Raw genomic sequence first — 14735 nt, 5'->3', positions numbered from 1 at the left:
CAAACTTCCCTCACATTTCATCTGTATACTAAAGCATTGGAAGGTGGAATCATTTTGAGAAAATATTTACTTTTATTATTGATGAGTACTTTATTCATGGCACCCGTTGCCTACGCCCATACGATGGATAAAAGTACACTATTCACGGATGTCCCTGAAACAGCCGCCAATATTCAGGACATTATGGTACTACACAGTATTGGGCTTCTTGGGTACAATGGCAAGGATATGGCCTTAAACCCAACAGACAATCTTTCACGCAAGGACTTTGCAGGCTGGGTAGGTGGCTTTTTCAGCCTTGAGGGAGCAACAGTGGATGAGCTAGCACAAGCAGCTCAAAAAGAGGATTACGTGTCTTCGCTAGAGGGAGATATTACGTACAAGGAAATAAATACAGCACTTTTTCATCATAAACTTGAGCTAGCCAATCCTGATGCAACCATGACGAAAGAAGAGTACATTGCATTCTTAACAGAGCACCTTACATTTGATATGGGCGGACATACGCTTATTCAAATGGGCGGCTTTGCAGAAGGACCAACGGGTACGATTGAAGACGTTGTCACAGGTGACCAAACAGGAATCATCATCGACGGTAAAACATACATGCTGTCAGGACACCCTCGCATCTTTGCCGATTCACCAGATGCCAAAAGCTGGGTAGGGCAACAGCTAGAACGTTCTATTTTTACAACAGCAGCGGATCACCATCATGATCATGACGGTGGGCAAGAGGAAAGCCACGGGGATCATGCAGAAGGCCACGGCGACAGCCACGAGCATGAAGCATCCGCCTCCAATGAAGCAACACTACAATATGTGCAAATTAGCACTGCACAAGTGGTAAAAGAGGATGCCAAAGAAATGGAGTCTTCGAACGCTACACCAAGAGAAGAGCAACAAGCAGCCGCAACAGATGACACAACATCCAACTCAAACACAGTATGGATGATCGCCATCCTAGCAGCACTAGCCGCTATTTTTGTTATTGTATTTGTGAAACGCAAGAAATAATGTAAATGAAAAGAACCAGCAATGACCGAGGGAATTCGGTTGTTGTTGGTTTTTTCATTTTTCCCCACTTTCATTAAACCGTCAAACATTCCAAATAAACACCTGCATATTCCAGCAATTTTACACAAAATTGAATAAGCACAAGCATGTTCGGTATATAAATAGGGTACGAACATTTTTTGGTTAGGAGTGTGTAAATGGCTGTACTTGTGGTGAAGAGGAGCATAATGCATCGTTATCAAAGTATCGGGCAGGCGATTGAAGAGGCGGCGCCTGGGGATATGATTGAAATTCGGGATGGGATTTATGAGGAAAGCTTGGATATTGCCAAGCGGCTGACGTTGTATGGGGTTGGCAATGTGACCATCAAGGGTGGTGTATTTATTCGCTATCAAACTCCTGTCGCGATGCGTAATTTACGGTTCCGGCAAGGGCAGGGGCTATATGTGAAAGGTGATTTACAGCTAGAGAATTGTGTCATTGAGGAGCAATTGATTCGAACGCAGATGATGGTGAGCTATGGTAGTTTGCTGATGAAAAATTGTGCAGTGCTTGCTACACCACTGAATCATTTTGGTTTGCGTGTGGCGAATGGCTCCAGTGTTATTCTAGTCGACACGACATTTGAGCATCATAGGAAGGCACAGATTATTGCTCAAAACTGTGAGCTGACCTTGACGAATTGTATGCTGTTGGAAGGGAAGAAGCATGGTGTTTTTGCGATTCGCCATGTCAAGCTGACAATGGAGGACTGTGAAATTCATGGGCATGACAAGGCACAAGTAATGGCTGCGTCGAGTGAGATGACGATGACCAATTGTTTAGTGCACCAAGGGCAAGGGGTGGGCATTCAATTGTTTGATAGCACGACTTTCAGGATGGATGGCTGTGAAATAAAAGAGCATCTTGATACGAATATGGTGGTTCATCGCAGTGATCTAATGGTATCTGATTCTATTTTTTCAGATGGTCAAAGTCATGGGTTGTATCTTGGAGAAAAAACCGAAGCTAAGTTCTATGATTGTCAAGTTTCTCGGCATGTCAAGGCGCAGGTGTTGATTGAAAATAGCAAGGTGGAATTTCATACATGTCATGTTCGCAATGGTATGGCTGTCGGACTTACCATTGTGGATGAAGCAAATGTTTCGATGAACCAATGTAAAATTCAAAACCATCAGCAATTTCATATTATTGTTGATGCTAGTGGATTAAAGCTACAGCAATCGATTATTCAATTTGGGCAATCAGGTGGTGTTTATGGTAATGAACATGCCAAAATCATGATGCATCATACAACGATACGAGAGCTGCAAAGCCACCATATCTATATCAACAATGCCCGATTATTTACACAATATTGCACGTTTGAACAAATGGAAGGAAACGGAATCACTTGCATTGATGCAATTTTTGAGATAGCTAATAGCTATTTTAAAGATGGTCAAGAAAGCTCGTATGCCATGATTTGGTCAGATCAATCAATGGGGCGTATTGAAAATTGTAGGGTGGATAAGGCGGCTAGACCATTTTTAGCGCTGTCCAATAAATCATTATTGGAAATGCGTCATACAGATATAGCTGCGGTAAAGGCTCCAGCGGTGGTCCAGGAAAACAGCCAATTATTTGTACAAGGACATGTGCAGTCAGCAACATGGCAGAAGGATGCAGCATCAAAGGTTTCGCAAATGGAGGACATGAAATTAGAAATAATGAAACATGATATTAAAAAAATAATATAAAAGCCGATTATACAAATAAGACAAGTAGTTTCAATTTTGAAATTACTTTTTTTATGGATTCGCGTATTGATATTTCATATATGTGAAAAATGGGTAAAGGAATACGTTTGGGTTGTTAATTAAATTTAAATTGTGAAAAAAAACTATAATTCGACAAAATGCAAGAATATTTTTATAATGGTATAGATGTCTTGTTGCAATTACTGCAATATTTTGAAATATTCCACAGGAAAACTTATACAATCTTTGTATAAGTTATAACCAACATAATAAAAGTTTTTACTGAATGTAAAATAAATATTAAATAAATGTGGATAATAGATTGATTATTTTCTATGTTTAAACCTATAATTAGTAAAAATGGTTCATGCAATAAGATAAATTTTCGTTAATTATGAAATGGGAGTAATGATTTTACAATAATAAATAGAGAGAGTATTGGGGTGATATGAGTATGTTTGGGCTGACAAAAGAAGAAATTATGTTAATGCTAGAGGAGATGGAATTAGCAGAGAAGCACAAGAATGTGATTGCTGATATCTTACATCTAAATAATATGCGAATCGAACAACAACTCGCATTAATGATCCATTTAATCATAGATGAGCGCGAACGAAATATTTCCAACAATACATATCTAAACTAAAAAAATGTCGAAAAATCACAGGTGCTATGTTTGCAACGCCTGTGATTTTTTTGTCAGCCATTTTTATAATTTTTTTGTGAAGCAAATGATGCGATTAGCTTCTGTAAAACCGAGCTGAAGATGAACCCTTAGGCTTTCGTCATTGTCCCATTCACAGTCACTGGCAAACTCTAGACAGCCCCTATGCTTTGCCCATTGCTCACATTTCTCCACAAGCAGTCTTGCATAGCCCTGCTGGCGATATTCCTCTCTCACAAAAAGGCCTTCTAAATAGCCGACTGGACTCGAGTTAGTCCCTTCTACATAGTCTGTTCTTAACTGGCATTGGGCAAATCCAACTGCTTCGTGATCATCATAGACAAGGAAAATAGCTGCGTTTTCTTCCTTTAGCAGCTGTGTCATCTTTTCGGTAAATTCCTCTCGTGTATGATTGGGCCAGAGCAGTAAGGCTAATGAGGCTGCAGCATGAGCGTCCTTCTGGTTTGCTTGTTGAATCATAAAATCTTCCTCCTTTGTAAAAAATGAAACAATTTGTTTTGAAGTACGTACAAACTAGTAAGCGTTTTTATTTTAAAGCTCTAATTCTATTTTAACAATCTTACTTGAGGGGGGAATCCAATCATGTCACTCTTACAAACGTTAATTGAACAAGCGAAAAAGCCAAATGGATGGATTGGCTCAACGATGCTACAAATTATGAATTTTGCCCATCGTGGTATGAATGCATGGTTCATCAGGCAAGGAGCTATCAATGACGGTGATCGTGTGTTAGACATAGGTTGTGGTGGTGGGAAAACGCTCCAAATTTTATCCAAATTGAATCCAAATGGTATAATATATGGGATAGATTTTTCCACACAGGCAGTGAAGGAATCAATCAAATTGAATAAAGCAAATGTTGCCAGGGGTAGCGTCATTGTGAAAGAGGCAAGTGTTTCAAGCATTCCATACGATGATCAGTTTTTTGATGCGATTACAGCCTTTCAAACACACTATTTTTGGCCATCCTTGGAGCAGGATGTAGAGGAAGTATGGCGGGTTCTGAAAAACGGTGGGAAATTTATTATCATAGCAGAGCTCTACAAAATGAACTATCATATGAAAGCCTATCAAACACCTGAGGCAACGAAGCAATTATTAGAACGTATCGGTTTTCAAACCGTGTATGTCACCGAAAAATCAAGTAAAGGATGGCTTTGCATTACAGCTATTAAGTAAAGGATACATAAAATGGAGGGTATAAAAATGAAAAGATGTGATTGGGTCAAGCTAGATGAACCTTTGTATGTGGAATACCATGACAAGGAGTGGGGTGTACCTGTCTATGATGACCAGCATTTATTCGAGATGCTTTGCTTGGAGGGGGCACAGGCTGGCTTGAGCTGGTGGACGATTCTCCAAAAGCGTGAAGGCTATCGTGAGGCATTTGATCAATTCGATGTGGAAAAAATTATCCATTATACAGCAGACAAGCTAGAGGAATTGCAGCAAGACACACGGATTGTACGCAATAAATTAAAAATAGCTAGTGTGGTGACAAATGCTAAAGCATATCTCCAAATACAGGAAAAGCATGGCTCATTCTCAAATTATATTTGGGGCTTTGTAGATCACAAACCAGTTATGAATGAGTGGGCATCCATCAAAGAGGTGCCTGTGACGACAGAAATTAGTGATCGTATGAGCAAGCAATTGAAGAAAGATGGCTTTAAATTTATCGGTAGTACAATTTGTTATTCCTTTATGCAGGCAGTAGGCATGGTAAACGACCATACAACAGATTGCTGCTGTCGACAAAAGGAGCTAGCGGATGGCAATTGAACATATTCGGGCTCAACTAGCCACGCAGGCCACGATTTTTCAAACGGGTGGTATTCGACCTACACATGATTTATTGGAAAGCTGGATTGGCTATGTGGGCTGGTCCTTACCAGAAGAGCAGCCACCATCTGGCTATCAGCCGCTCGCTACGTTTTTTCTAAAAGGTCTACCCTATGTACCGATGGCATTACAGCCTTTTCACTTAGTCACAGTCTTTGTCGATGAACGTCTATTAGATCATCTCATGGAGGATGATCTTAGTTCTTATTTTAATATTAGAACGTACACCTCTTTGGAAGGCTTAGTAAAGCGCGAATGGCAGCATGAACAAATTCGCGCATTTCCACTCCTACCACAGCATATCACGAACGACTATCCAACATGGGATGGGGGCGGTATTCCTGCTCAATTGGAGGAAGAGATTTTGACGTTGGAGCATGAAGAGCAGCTCGACTATTTTGAGGATATTGTTGAAGACCTCTATCCACTCCATAAAATTGGTGGCTATCCAAGCTTTTGTCAAAGTGGCGTTGATTTCGGTGACGATGCGCTATTTGTCCTCCAAATTGCCTCCGATGCAAAAGCGCGTTTGAACATCGTGGATCATGGTAATTTTTATTTTTTCTACAATCCAACCATCCAGACTTGGCACGTCTATTGTGATTTCTACTAAAGGGATGGCGGCTTGTCTCTTTCATGAATTGTCATCATGATGAACCGGTAAATCAGATATAAGCCAAGGTACGCCCCTGTAATTAGAAAGACAGGGTTTAAGAACACAGCATGGATCGTTGTCATAAAGACTACATCCTCAAGAATAATGTTCGTTATAGCTGTAGCGGCAATCGTGCTAAACAGAATCGCAGCAAGGACACCTAGTATGTTGAAAAGAAGGCGAAAGCTAGCCCATTTGTGCTGAAGATATGCCATAAGGCTGGGGATGCCAATCGTGGCAGTCAGCATGAAAATTGTCATAACATCACATCCTTTCTTTCAGATTGCCCTTGTTCGTTCCTGCATAAACATAGAAAACGATAGGAGGGAAACCGATTGCGATGGCAAGAAGGAGAGTTAAAAAGCACTAGGAAGGTGAAAAAAGTGGAGCATAAAACGGTGGTCAAAAATGGCATTGGCTTTGGTTCGGTTTTAGCGATTACGATCTCCTGGAGTGTGCATCACTCCATCATTTGGGCAATCATTCATGGCTGTTTTAGCTGGCTGTATGTTATTTACTACGCCATCATGCGCTAAGCTTGTAGGTCAGCCTATCAACTAAGATGTTGTTTGAATAAAAATAACATTGGGTACATAAAAACAAAGCGTTCATAATTTTTAATGAGCAAGCATAAATAACAAAGTGCTCTTTTCCAAAGTACCAATTGTATGAACGTAGAAGAAAGGTTGATAGAATGACACATCAAGTAACGGCTTTAAGTAATGTTAATGGTAATGCTACAGGCGTGGAAGGTATATTACAAAATGTAGCATTTATTTTATCGACGTTTACGATTCCTTGTCCGCTCCGCGAATATGTGACAAGGTCTGATATTCGTAAACCCTTCCAGCGTATGAAGAAAATAAACACAAAACGCCTCATAGAATGTATCCAACGTTTTGAGCCACGAGCTGTCGTAGTAGATGTTGATTATCTTGGCGATGTGAATAGAGGAAAATTAGAGCCCATTGTCAAAGTCATTGTCAATGAATAGCTGAAAAAATATGAATTCTGCCAGGTATGGTTTCACGAACCTGGCAGAAGATTAAATGTGCTTATAGTGGTAGGATTATGGTATATGAATTGTTGTCAAGTAGGATAATGGAACAGTTACGCGTTTCTAATGGCAATAATTTGCTGGCAATCAATGATAAGTGGTGTTGGTGCTGCTGCCTCTATCTCTAAGAATGTAGCACAGCAAGTTTTAGGATCTAAGCTGATAAAGGAAATTCCTGCAAAGCTACCGCCACCTGCTAAAATAACATCTACCAAAGTACCAGGAGATAAGCATCTTAATAGATGACAAATACAGCCTTTACACTTGTGATCTTTGGAATAATCCTTCTCGTAGTAGTACTCTTCCTCCTCTTTTTTGCAAGAGCAAGAATCCTCCTTATGTTCCCATTTACAATGGTCATCCTTTTCATGACACTTACATCGCTGGTGCTTCTGTTCCCATTTGCAATGCTCATGCTTGTGTTTGCATTTGCATCCTTCTTGTTTGTGTTCACATTTTTTTTCTAAATGACAATAGCATTTTACATATTGTTCACAGCACTTTTCTTTTTTATGATTCCAATTCATATATTGACTATATCTACTATCCTGCATCTTTTAATCTCCCTTTTTGTTAGTTTTTTAGTAATGGTAGCGCTAACCTTTACATTTCTAATCTATGAAGCCACAAACAAAACTTCTTGGTAATTTGCCCTTTGTACAAAAAGAAAATTATTTTTTAATAATTAATGAGAGAAATAGCTATACATAGCTGTGAGAATAATAACAATTTCAGGGAAAAAGATTGCTAGACTTCCGCCTGTAAATTTCATGGAGAAATGGAGCGAGTGTATGAAAAATGTCCTGCAAATCTTCTTTTTATTCATGTGCTTACTGGTTGTGGTGTCATTGTGGATGGTACAAAGGGAGCCTTCAATTATAACCCCGAGCCCTGAAAGAGCGACTATCTATGCAGAGGAGCTTGGCGAAAAATTACAAGCTACGAATTTTACAAAACAAGTGTTACAGGCGATACGGTCGGCAGGCTACTCGCCTGATAGTACAGTTGGTTATCTAATAGACTCTCCAGCGCATCAAGTCATCACTATTCAATTACACGATGGGGAAGAAATTGATGTAAGTACAGAAAGTGAAATTCGATCGATTATCGATGAGCTAGCTGAAAAGAATAATATGCATCTATTTATGGTTGATGTTCAATTACTAGAGCGTGAATAGTAGAGGGGAGGCACTGTGATCTGTGCCTTTTTACATATATAGGGAATTGTAATATAATGATAAAAGAGGTGAGAGAAATGAAAATATTAATATTAGGCGCGAGTGGTCGTGTCGGCAGCCATCTGGTGGAACTAGCAATAAAGGATCAGCATGAGGTCACCCTATTAGTCCGAAATCCCGATAAATTACCGCACCATCATCAACAGCTGTGTGTAATGAAAGGGGATGTTTTAAACAAGCAGGATATCGAGCAGGCAATGCATCATGTGGATGTGGTGGTGAGTGCATTAAATACAGATGGAGGCACTACATTATCGGCTAGCTTACCATTGATTCTTGAAGCGATGACAAAGCAACAGGTGACAAGAATCATTACGATTGGAACAGCAGGGATTCTACAAAGTCGTGTAACGCCGACTCTTCTTCGTTACCAATCAACGGAATCGAAACGAAAATCGACCTTTGCTGCACAGGAGCACCAACGTGTATTCGAACAGCTACAGCAATCTGCAATGGATTGGACAATTGTTTGTCCTACCTATTTACCTGATGGGGCCTGGACAGGAAACTACCGCGTTGAACGCAACTTCTTGCCAGAGGGAGGTAGCGAAATTTCAGTAGCGGATACAGCAGATTTTGCCTACCAACAAATCTTTAGCAAGGATTTTTTGAGAACGCGCGTCGGACTTGCCTACTAGAAAAGGGGAGCTATGGTGAAATATATTCATGCCATCATCGGGATGACAATCATTGTCGTAGGATGTGCCTATCTCAGTACAACCATAGAAGAGGCACCTGTGAGAAATGTGCTGCTGAAAGTCTATGGAGTTATCATTGTTTTCATCGGGTCATTCTACCTCAAAAAAATTGCGAAATTTGGTAAGCAATAAGCACTTTTACATAAGGATAGTCTAAATGGACTTATGACTTTAACCTTTTTTTATCCTAAATCGTCCAAATGATGGCTATTTTAGTGAAAAAATATACTGTTATTTTCCTTTTTATAGAAGGTTTGCTATACTTTATGTCGAATATATCTATTGAAGAGGTGATTGTATGGACAAGGAGATATCAAATAACTATCAATATCCTAAACACCTAACAAGCCTTGATGGAATCGAAACGACAGAATTATATGTCATCAAGATAACAAAGGAACAAGTGGATAGGTTGATTGAGGATATCGATCAAACATTAAAGACGTCGACATGACGTCTTTTTTCATGCCAAAAAAGGCCACCTTCCAAGGAAAGTGACCTCAAAACAGGAGAGCTGTGGAAAGGCTAGATTTGCTTTACACTACTATTTGTATGTAAAAGAAATCTTGTTAGCTAGCCATTTGCCTGAAAGATAGATGAAATTTACTCGATTTTCTAGCAACTCAGTTCACTATCCATATATGTACTACCTCAGTTCTTCTGACATGAAAAGGAGTAATTCAAAGCCAAATAATCGCGGATGATAGTAGGCTGTCCGCCATTTTCAAGACATAGCTTACTGGCAATTTTAATTTCCTTCTGATTATAGTGAGATTGTGCTCCAATCAAAAATATGCCTGACAGTATCAATAATGTACCGATGCCCAACACATATTTTATAACCCTTTTCACTCATCTTACCTCCATTTCGATACGTTTACCCTACTGTCTAACATATGTTGAAGCATGAAAGCATTATGTTTAATTGACAATTTGTATACATTTGTATACAATCAGTTTAAATTAATGTATACAAATGTATACAAAAGGAGTGTTTTAGAAATGAGAGGATCTGGATTTAGAGAGCATATGAGAGAGGGACATCACCGTGGAGGACGCCACAGAGGAATGGAAGGCGCGCCACAGCGAGGAGCAAAAACGTTCCGACGCGGCAAAGCGATTTCATTTTTAGAGATGCTGCATGTGAAGCGAGCTACCATTAAACAGCAATTAGAACAGCCAGAATTTCAATCGATTCAGCAAATTTTAGTCGGTGAATTAAAAGCCATCGATCTGGTTATCCAAGAATTTTGCCAGTTGTTTGATATTCAAGAAAATGAAACCGACGTCAGTCTACAAGAGGAAGATAACGCACATGAAACAAATGAATAACTATATAGATGAGGTATTTTATCAGGACGATGCCCTATTAGAGGATGTCCTGTCCTCTATTGCCGAAAATGGTATGCCTGCTATTTCTGTCTCTCGATCATCAGGAAAGCTGTTGACGATGCTTGTATCGATTACTAGGTCAAAGGCTATTTTAGAAATTGGTGCTCTTGGCGGCTATAGTGGTATTTGTCTGGCGAGAGGAATGGAAGGGAAAGGCAAACTGACATCCCTAGAGTTAGAGGATAAATATGCACAGCTTGCCGCCAAAAATCTTGCCAAGGCAGGCTTTGCCGAGCAGGTAACGTATATGACAGGTCCTGCATTGGATAGCCTTGAAAAGCTTGTGGCAACGGGACAGTGTTTTGATTTTTTCTTCATTGATGCTGATAAGGATAACTATGAAAATTATTTAGCCTATTGCATACAGCTAGCAAGCCCTGGTGCATTCATTGTGACAGATAATGTCCTAGCAGGAGGCAGTGTAGCAGACCCTATGGCGACACCCAAGCGCTATACAGCCATCATGAAAAAGTTCAATGTCACAGTGGCTAATCATCCGCAGCTGGATTCGATTCTTTTACCCATTGGGGATGGTATGACGGTTTCAAAAGTTATAAAATAATGCATATCAGAAATTAACTATTAATGGTAAAATCTTGTTAGCAAACGATAAGGGAGAGATGCTTTTGAAGCAAGCACTGGTGGTCATTGATGCACAGCAAGAATTAATCGAGGGAAATCAGGATGAACAAGCCGTCTATGGCAAGGATGAATTGCTTAAAACCATCAATGCTGTTATTCAAAAAGCTATTGAGGCAGAGGCACATATTATCTTTGTGCGTGATCAGGATGTAGCGGGTGGAGAAGGGGAAGGCTTTCAGGTACATCAAGCGATACAAGTACCTACTACCGCTGTTTATTTTGATAAACTGGCTACAAACGCTTTTTATAAGACGGGCTTACTCGATTATTTACAGGCCAATGAGATAGAACATTTGGTGATGATGGGCTGCAAAACCGAGCATTGCGTGGATACAGCAGTTAGAGCAGCAACTATACAGGGCTTTGATGTCACTTTAGTGGGAGATGGCCATTCAACAAATGGTTCCGACTACTTATCACCAGAAGATACGGTTGCACACCATAACGACATCCTACATGGCCATTATAATGTGGATCATTTCTCACTTGTACGAAACGCCGACGAAGCATTATTTGAACCAACACATAATAGTTATCGCTAATTAAAAAATGACCAAGAATCTAGGCTCTTGGTCATTTTTACATATAGAAGTGATTGAGCAACCAACCTATAACAGTACTGAAGATACCAACTACTATCAAAACCAGCCCATGGGTTGGTGCTTGATAATCCTTTTTAAGTACAAACCCCATACAGATAGCCATGAGCCCACAAAAAGCTTGGAATAGGAGAAGAGCAGCTATCACATTGACCCAACCGATGATTAAAAGTAATCGCTTACTATTGCTTTCATGTACCATTTATTGTTCTCCTTCATCATTGCTATGTAAATAAAGTACCGTACCTAACACGCCTAGTAGTAGGGTTGAAAAAATAATAGACATAATCGCTTGATAGACAATGGCGGTTATAGCCAAAAACAGTAAAATAATCAGTATGAGGAGGCGCAGTAGGAATTTTGTTTTTTTACGAATGGCGAAAAAATCCTGTAGAATAATGAGTAAAAAGCTCACTCCAAATAGGAGAGCATATTCAAGAATGATTAGAGGATGCACATTCGATACACCCTCACCACGAAAGTATTTTAAAATAATTATAGGAATGAGTATGTATTTTAAATACTTGTACCACTGGAAAAGACGATCCATGTTGCTGCCTCCAGCTCAATAGACTGTTTTTACAAATATTGTAACGGAAATTATGAGGCGACACAAGAATCTTTTTTTTCATAGGGCCACTGTGCGAGCAGTGACCCTAAGTATCAAGTCAGGAGGTGTAAGGCTAAAATTAGCTTTACACTATTATATGTATGTGAAAGTAGCTTCAAAAGCTAGTTATCTGCCTGTTCAATAGATTATTTTTTGGAAGGCGACTAAATGGGGCACCAATTGTCGGATGGAAGGCTACTATTCCTGCTAAAGTAAAGATAAGGAAGGTGATAGAAGTGGATTCTTTAACAAGGTTGAATGAGGCGATTACGTATATCGAGGCCAATCTAACAGAGGAAATTGAAGTGCAAGAAGCTGCGAGATTAGCTTATTGCTCGGAATACCATTTTAAACGTATGTTTTCCTTTCTAGCAGGCATCTCGCTATCAGAGTATATTCGTCGTAGGCGTCTGACGCTTGCCGCACTGGAACTATCAGATTCAACTATGAGAATTCTCGATATCGCGATTCGTTATGGCTATCGCTCTGCAGATGCATTTACAAGAGCCTTTCAGCAAATGCATGGCATCACACCATCGGAGGCGAGGCAAAATGGTCAGCACCTAAAAGCGTTTCCACGAATGACCTTCCAACTTACCATACAAGGAGGTTGTGAAATGAATTACCGACTCGAACAAAAAGAAGCGTTTCACATCGTGGGTCTTATGAAAAGAGTACCTATCGTCTTTCAAGGAGAAAATCAAGCGATAACTGAAATGGCACGTGCGTTAACAATGGAGGATATTGGGCACCTAAAAAAGCTGTCGAATGTAGAACCAACAGGAATCATCCAAGCCTCCACAAACTTTTCTGAGGACAGAATGGAGGAAAAGGGCGAGCTTGATCATTATATCGGCGTAGCCACAACCGAAACGTCTCACCATTTTTCACAGTTGGATGTACCCGCTTGTACGTGGGCTGTCTTTCAAGCGGTTGGACCATTCCCACAAACACTGCAGGAAACATGGGGGCGCATTTATGCGGAGTGGTTCCCATCATCTGGCTATGAACAGGTTGCTGGTCCAGAAATCGTGCGCCATACAAGCACGGATTTTTCCTCACCAACCTTTACAAGTGAAATCTGGATACCACTTCAGAAAAAGAAGCCTCTTGCATAATGCGAGAGGCTTTTACTGTATTTTCGTTCCATTGGGCAGCTGCTGATCGGGCGTTAACAGGATTACATCTCCTTCCACAGGTACACCACCAATGACTAATACCTCTGACTTAAAACCCGCAACGCGACGTGGCGGGAAATTAACAATCGCCACTACTTGCTTCCCAATGATGACTTCGGGTGTATAACGCTTCGTAATTTGTGCGGAAGACTGTTTAATGCCCAATTCTTCACCAAAATCAATTTTCATTTTAATCGCAGGAACCCGAGCCTTTGGCAGTTCCTCAGCCTCTAATACCGTGCCGATTCGTATATCAAGTGCTATAAAATCTTCTATTGTCGCCATCACTGTACTCCTTAAGCTTTTATGACAATGTTAGCATTTAATAGAAAAAAATACAAAAAAGAAGAGCACATAGCGTGCCCTTCTCTCGTTAACGACGATGCTCTACCAGGTCAATCGCACCTAACACAATGTGTGCTAATCCGAAGCCAAAAATCGTATTGGCCACCATTTTGTTAGAGCCATGTTTTTGCTTCATTGCATAGCCTGCCGCCGTAACAGCTGACCCGAGTATAGTGGGGATTAAACCTTCACGAATTCCATTCATAAATTGATCCCTCCGTCGTATGATTCGGCGTGAGTTTCACACCATACTTACTATGAACGTTTGGCGCGGATACTATACTAGGCATCAACCGTATCAATCATGAAAGCAGTGATCTCCGTTTGATCTGCATTTGTATAGGCCTTGCAAAAAAGAACCACAGCACTTTCTTCATCATCAAACCATAAATAGCGAATTTCTGTTGTAAAACAACTTTGGTCATTCATTTCATACACATCAATAGCTACGGAAGCTTCATCCAGCGGCCATGTTAAGATACCTTGCAAGGCGAAAACCTCCTGCAGAAATATAGCAGTATCCTCTGTTAATATCTTCTCCTGTTGAAGTTTCTCGTATCTATTATGTACTAAATCATCTAAGGTCATTTTTGTTAATGCTTCTATTTTGTCTTTCATTTGCATAGCCTCCCTCCTTATAGTTATTTTACTGGAAAAGGAAAAATTTTGTATAGGTAAATAGGGATTTATTGAAACGAAAAAGAGCGGTTAGCCGTATAATAAACGAAGGGGAGCTGAAAATGAAGTATATAGGCATTGGCACCATCTTGTCCATTCTAGGTGTTATATGCTCCATTCTCATATGGGGTACAGAGAAAGCCCATTTGCTTTCAGGGCTACTCGGTGGAATTTTCATCGTTTCTGCCATGTTATTGTCAGGAGCCATCGCAAGCGGAGATCGAATGCGCGCCAATTTCGCAACAGAAACCAATGAAGACAGAAACGAACGCAATCTTCTCATGAATAATGCGTTACTATTAGCCATACCAAACATTATCGTAGCAATCTTTGTGTATTATCTATGAAGCTAATAGCAGCAAT

Annotated in this window: 26 protein-coding genes; 17 read left to right on the top strand and 9 right to left on the bottom strand. The window is 40.1% G+C overall.

Going from position 1 to position 14735, the window contains the following annotated elements:
* Positions 1-54: 54 nt before the first annotated feature.
* The 3 genes from NY607_RS01035 (at position 55) to NY607_RS01025 (ending at position 3399) form a co-directional block, all read left to right on the top strand.
* The gene (locus NY607_RS01035; protein WP_259418949.1) at positions 55-1014 is read left to right on the top strand and encodes a hypothetical protein; all 960 of its coding nucleotides are present in this window, start codon (positions 55-57) and stop codon (positions 1012-1014) included.
* Positions 1015-1241: 227 nt separating this feature from the next.
* Positions 1242-2753, top strand: coding sequence for a right-handed parallel beta-helix repeat-containing protein (locus tag NY607_RS01030; RefSeq protein ID WP_227744846.1), 1512 nt, complete (start codon positions 1242-1244; stop codon positions 2751-2753).
* A gap of 454 nt (positions 2754-3207) precedes the next feature.
* A complete protein-coding gene (locus tag NY607_RS01025) occupies positions 3208-3399 on the top strand; it encodes a hypothetical protein (protein ID WP_048393895.1) in 192 nt (63 codons plus the stop codon).
* Between the two features lie 63 nt (positions 3400-3462).
* Here NY607_RS01025 and aac(6') read toward each other — a convergent pair whose 3' ends face one another.
* Positions 3463-3897, bottom strand: coding sequence for an aminoglycoside 6'-N-acetyltransferase (gene aac(6'), locus NY607_RS01020; protein ID WP_259418948.1), 435 nt, complete (start codon positions 3895-3897; stop codon positions 3463-3465).
* Positions 3898-4020: 123 nt separating this feature from the next.
* Between aac(6') and NY607_RS01015 the strand changes: the two genes are divergently transcribed.
* The 3 genes from NY607_RS01015 to NY607_RS01005 are packed head-to-tail and all read left to right on the top strand — an operon-like array spanning position 4021 to position 5893.
* Positions 4021-4617 (top strand): class I SAM-dependent methyltransferase, encoded by a 597-nt coding sequence (locus NY607_RS01015; protein ID WP_048393890.1) that lies wholly within the window; start codon positions 4021-4023, stop codon positions 4615-4617.
* Between the two features lie 27 nt (positions 4618-4644).
* Positions 4645-5220: a DNA-3-methyladenine glycosylase I gene (locus tag NY607_RS01010; RefSeq protein ID WP_259418947.1), complete on the top strand. Its 576-nt coding sequence runs from the start codon at positions 4645-4647 to the stop codon at positions 5218-5220.
* Positions 5210-5893: a DUF1963 domain-containing protein gene (locus NY607_RS01005; protein WP_259418946.1), complete on the top strand. Its 684-nt coding sequence runs from the start codon at positions 5210-5212 to the stop codon at positions 5891-5893. The genes NY607_RS01010 and NY607_RS01005 overlap by 11 nt, the downstream gene beginning before the upstream one ends.
* Here the strand turns inward: NY607_RS01005 and NY607_RS01000 are convergent.
* Positions 5890-6195 (bottom strand): hypothetical protein, encoded by a 306-nt coding sequence (locus NY607_RS01000; protein ID WP_048393885.1) that lies wholly within the window; start codon positions 6193-6195, stop codon positions 5890-5892. The two genes, NY607_RS01005 and NY607_RS01000, sit on opposite strands and share 4 nt — an antisense overlap.
* 75 nt (positions 6196-6270) lie before the next feature.
* Between NY607_RS01000 and NY607_RS00995 the strand changes: the two genes are divergently transcribed.
* Both NY607_RS00995 and NY607_RS00990 read left to right on the top strand, forming a co-directional pair.
* Positions 6271-6471 (top strand): hypothetical protein, encoded by a 201-nt coding sequence (locus NY607_RS00995; RefSeq protein WP_048393883.1) that lies wholly within the window; start codon positions 6271-6273, stop codon positions 6469-6471.
* Positions 6472-6629: 158 nt separating this feature from the next.
* Positions 6630-6929, top strand: coding sequence for a GPW/gp25 family protein (locus tag NY607_RS00990; protein ID WP_048393880.1), 300 nt, complete (start codon positions 6630-6632; stop codon positions 6927-6929).
* A gap of 116 nt (positions 6930-7045) precedes the next feature.
* Here NY607_RS00990 and NY607_RS00985 read toward each other — a convergent pair whose 3' ends face one another.
* A complete protein-coding gene (locus NY607_RS00985) occupies positions 7046-7546 on the bottom strand; it encodes a hypothetical protein (RefSeq protein WP_131519955.1) in 501 nt (166 codons plus the stop codon).
* A 237-nt stretch (positions 7547-7783) separates the two neighbouring features.
* On the opposite strand from NY607_RS00985, the gene NY607_RS00980 reads away from it, so the two are divergent.
* The 4 genes from NY607_RS00980 to NY607_RS00965 all read left to right on the top strand — a co-directional run bounded on the left by NY607_RS00980 (position 7784) and on the right by NY607_RS00965 (position 9382).
* The gene (locus NY607_RS00980; RefSeq protein WP_259418945.1) at positions 7784-8170 is read left to right on the top strand and encodes a hypothetical protein; all 387 of its coding nucleotides are present in this window, start codon (positions 7784-7786) and stop codon (positions 8168-8170) included.
* Positions 8171-8247: 77 nt separating this feature from the next.
* Complete coding sequence (locus NY607_RS00975) at positions 8248-8868, top strand: NAD(P)-dependent oxidoreductase (protein ID WP_131519957.1); 621 nt, start codon at positions 8248-8250, stop codon at positions 8866-8868.
* Between the two features lie 15 nt (positions 8869-8883).
* A complete protein-coding gene (locus NY607_RS00970) occupies positions 8884-9060 on the top strand; it encodes a hypothetical protein (RefSeq protein WP_250783381.1) in 177 nt (58 codons plus the stop codon).
* Between the two features lie 166 nt (positions 9061-9226).
* Positions 9227-9382: a hypothetical protein gene (locus tag NY607_RS00965; protein WP_016993988.1), complete on the top strand. Its 156-nt coding sequence runs from the start codon at positions 9227-9229 to the stop codon at positions 9380-9382.
* A 197-nt stretch (positions 9383-9579) separates the two neighbouring features.
* Here the strand turns inward: NY607_RS00965 and NY607_RS00960 are convergent, their stop codons facing one another.
* Positions 9580-9780: a hypothetical protein gene (locus NY607_RS00960; RefSeq protein WP_016993987.1), complete on the bottom strand. Its 201-nt coding sequence runs from the start codon at positions 9778-9780 to the stop codon at positions 9580-9582.
* A 150-nt stretch (positions 9781-9930) separates the two neighbouring features.
* On the opposite strand from NY607_RS00960, the gene NY607_RS00955 reads away from it, so the two are divergent.
* From NY607_RS00955 to NY607_RS00945, 3 genes are all read left to right on the top strand, one after another.
* Positions 9931-10260 (top strand): hypothetical protein, encoded by a 330-nt coding sequence (locus NY607_RS00955; RefSeq protein ID WP_237900533.1) that lies wholly within the window; start codon positions 9931-9933, stop codon positions 10258-10260.
* A complete protein-coding gene (locus NY607_RS00950; RefSeq protein WP_048393874.1) occupies positions 10244-10882 on the top strand; it encodes an O-methyltransferase in 639 nt (212 codons plus the stop codon). Before NY607_RS00955 ends, NY607_RS00950 begins: the two co-directional genes overlap by 17 nt.
* A gap of 64 nt (positions 10883-10946) precedes the next feature.
* A complete protein-coding gene (locus NY607_RS00945) occupies positions 10947-11504 on the top strand; it encodes an isochorismatase family protein (protein ID WP_259418944.1) in 558 nt (185 codons plus the stop codon).
* A gap of 37 nt (positions 11505-11541) precedes the next feature.
* Here NY607_RS00945 and NY607_RS00940 read toward each other — a convergent pair whose 3' ends face one another.
* Both NY607_RS00940 and NY607_RS00935 read right to left on the bottom strand, forming a co-directional pair.
* Complete coding sequence (locus NY607_RS00940; protein WP_259418943.1) at positions 11542-11763, bottom strand: hypothetical protein; 222 nt, start codon at positions 11761-11763, stop codon at positions 11542-11544.
* A complete protein-coding gene (locus NY607_RS00935; protein ID WP_237900542.1) occupies positions 11764-12111 on the bottom strand; it encodes a hypothetical protein in 348 nt (115 codons plus the stop codon).
* A 296-nt stretch (positions 12112-12407) separates the two neighbouring features.
* Here NY607_RS00935 and NY607_RS00930 point away from each other — a divergent pair, with 296 nt between their 5' ends.
* A complete protein-coding gene (locus NY607_RS00930; RefSeq protein WP_259418942.1) occupies positions 12408-13289 on the top strand; it encodes an AraC family transcriptional regulator in 882 nt (293 codons plus the stop codon).
* A 12-nt stretch (positions 13290-13301) separates the two neighbouring features.
* Here NY607_RS00930 and csaA read toward each other — a convergent pair whose 3' ends face one another.
* The 3 genes from csaA to NY607_RS00915 all read right to left on the bottom strand — a co-directional run bounded on the left by csaA (position 13302) and on the right by NY607_RS00915 (position 14318).
* Positions 13302-13634, bottom strand: a complete 333-nt coding sequence (gene csaA, locus NY607_RS00925) for a chaperone CsaA (RefSeq protein WP_004228641.1) — start codon at positions 13632-13634, stop codon at positions 13302-13304.
* An 88-nt stretch (positions 13635-13722) separates the two neighbouring features.
* On the bottom strand, positions 13723-13899 hold the full coding sequence (locus tag NY607_RS00920; RefSeq protein WP_004228639.1) for a hypothetical protein: 177 nt from the start codon (positions 13897-13899) through the stop codon (positions 13723-13725).
* Between the two features lie 77 nt (positions 13900-13976).
* Positions 13977-14318, bottom strand: a complete 342-nt coding sequence (locus NY607_RS00915) for a DUF7668 domain-containing protein (RefSeq protein WP_131519962.1) — start codon at positions 14316-14318, stop codon at positions 13977-13979.
* A gap of 116 nt (positions 14319-14434) precedes the next feature.
* On the opposite strand from NY607_RS00915, the gene NY607_RS00910 reads away from it, so the two are divergent.
* On the top strand, positions 14435-14719 hold the full coding sequence (locus NY607_RS00910; protein WP_048393866.1) for a DUF5316 domain-containing protein: 285 nt from the start codon (positions 14435-14437) through the stop codon (positions 14717-14719).
* Positions 14720-14735: the final 16 nt, after the last annotated feature.

The organism is Lysinibacillus sp. A4 (assembly GCF_024919535.1).
GTDB classification, from domain to species: Bacteria; Bacillota; Bacilli; order Bacillales_A; family Planococcaceae; genus Lysinibacillus; species Lysinibacillus capsici.
The sequence above is the reverse complement of the archived record's forward strand: the minus strand, read 5'-3'. Positions and strand labels throughout refer to the sequence as shown.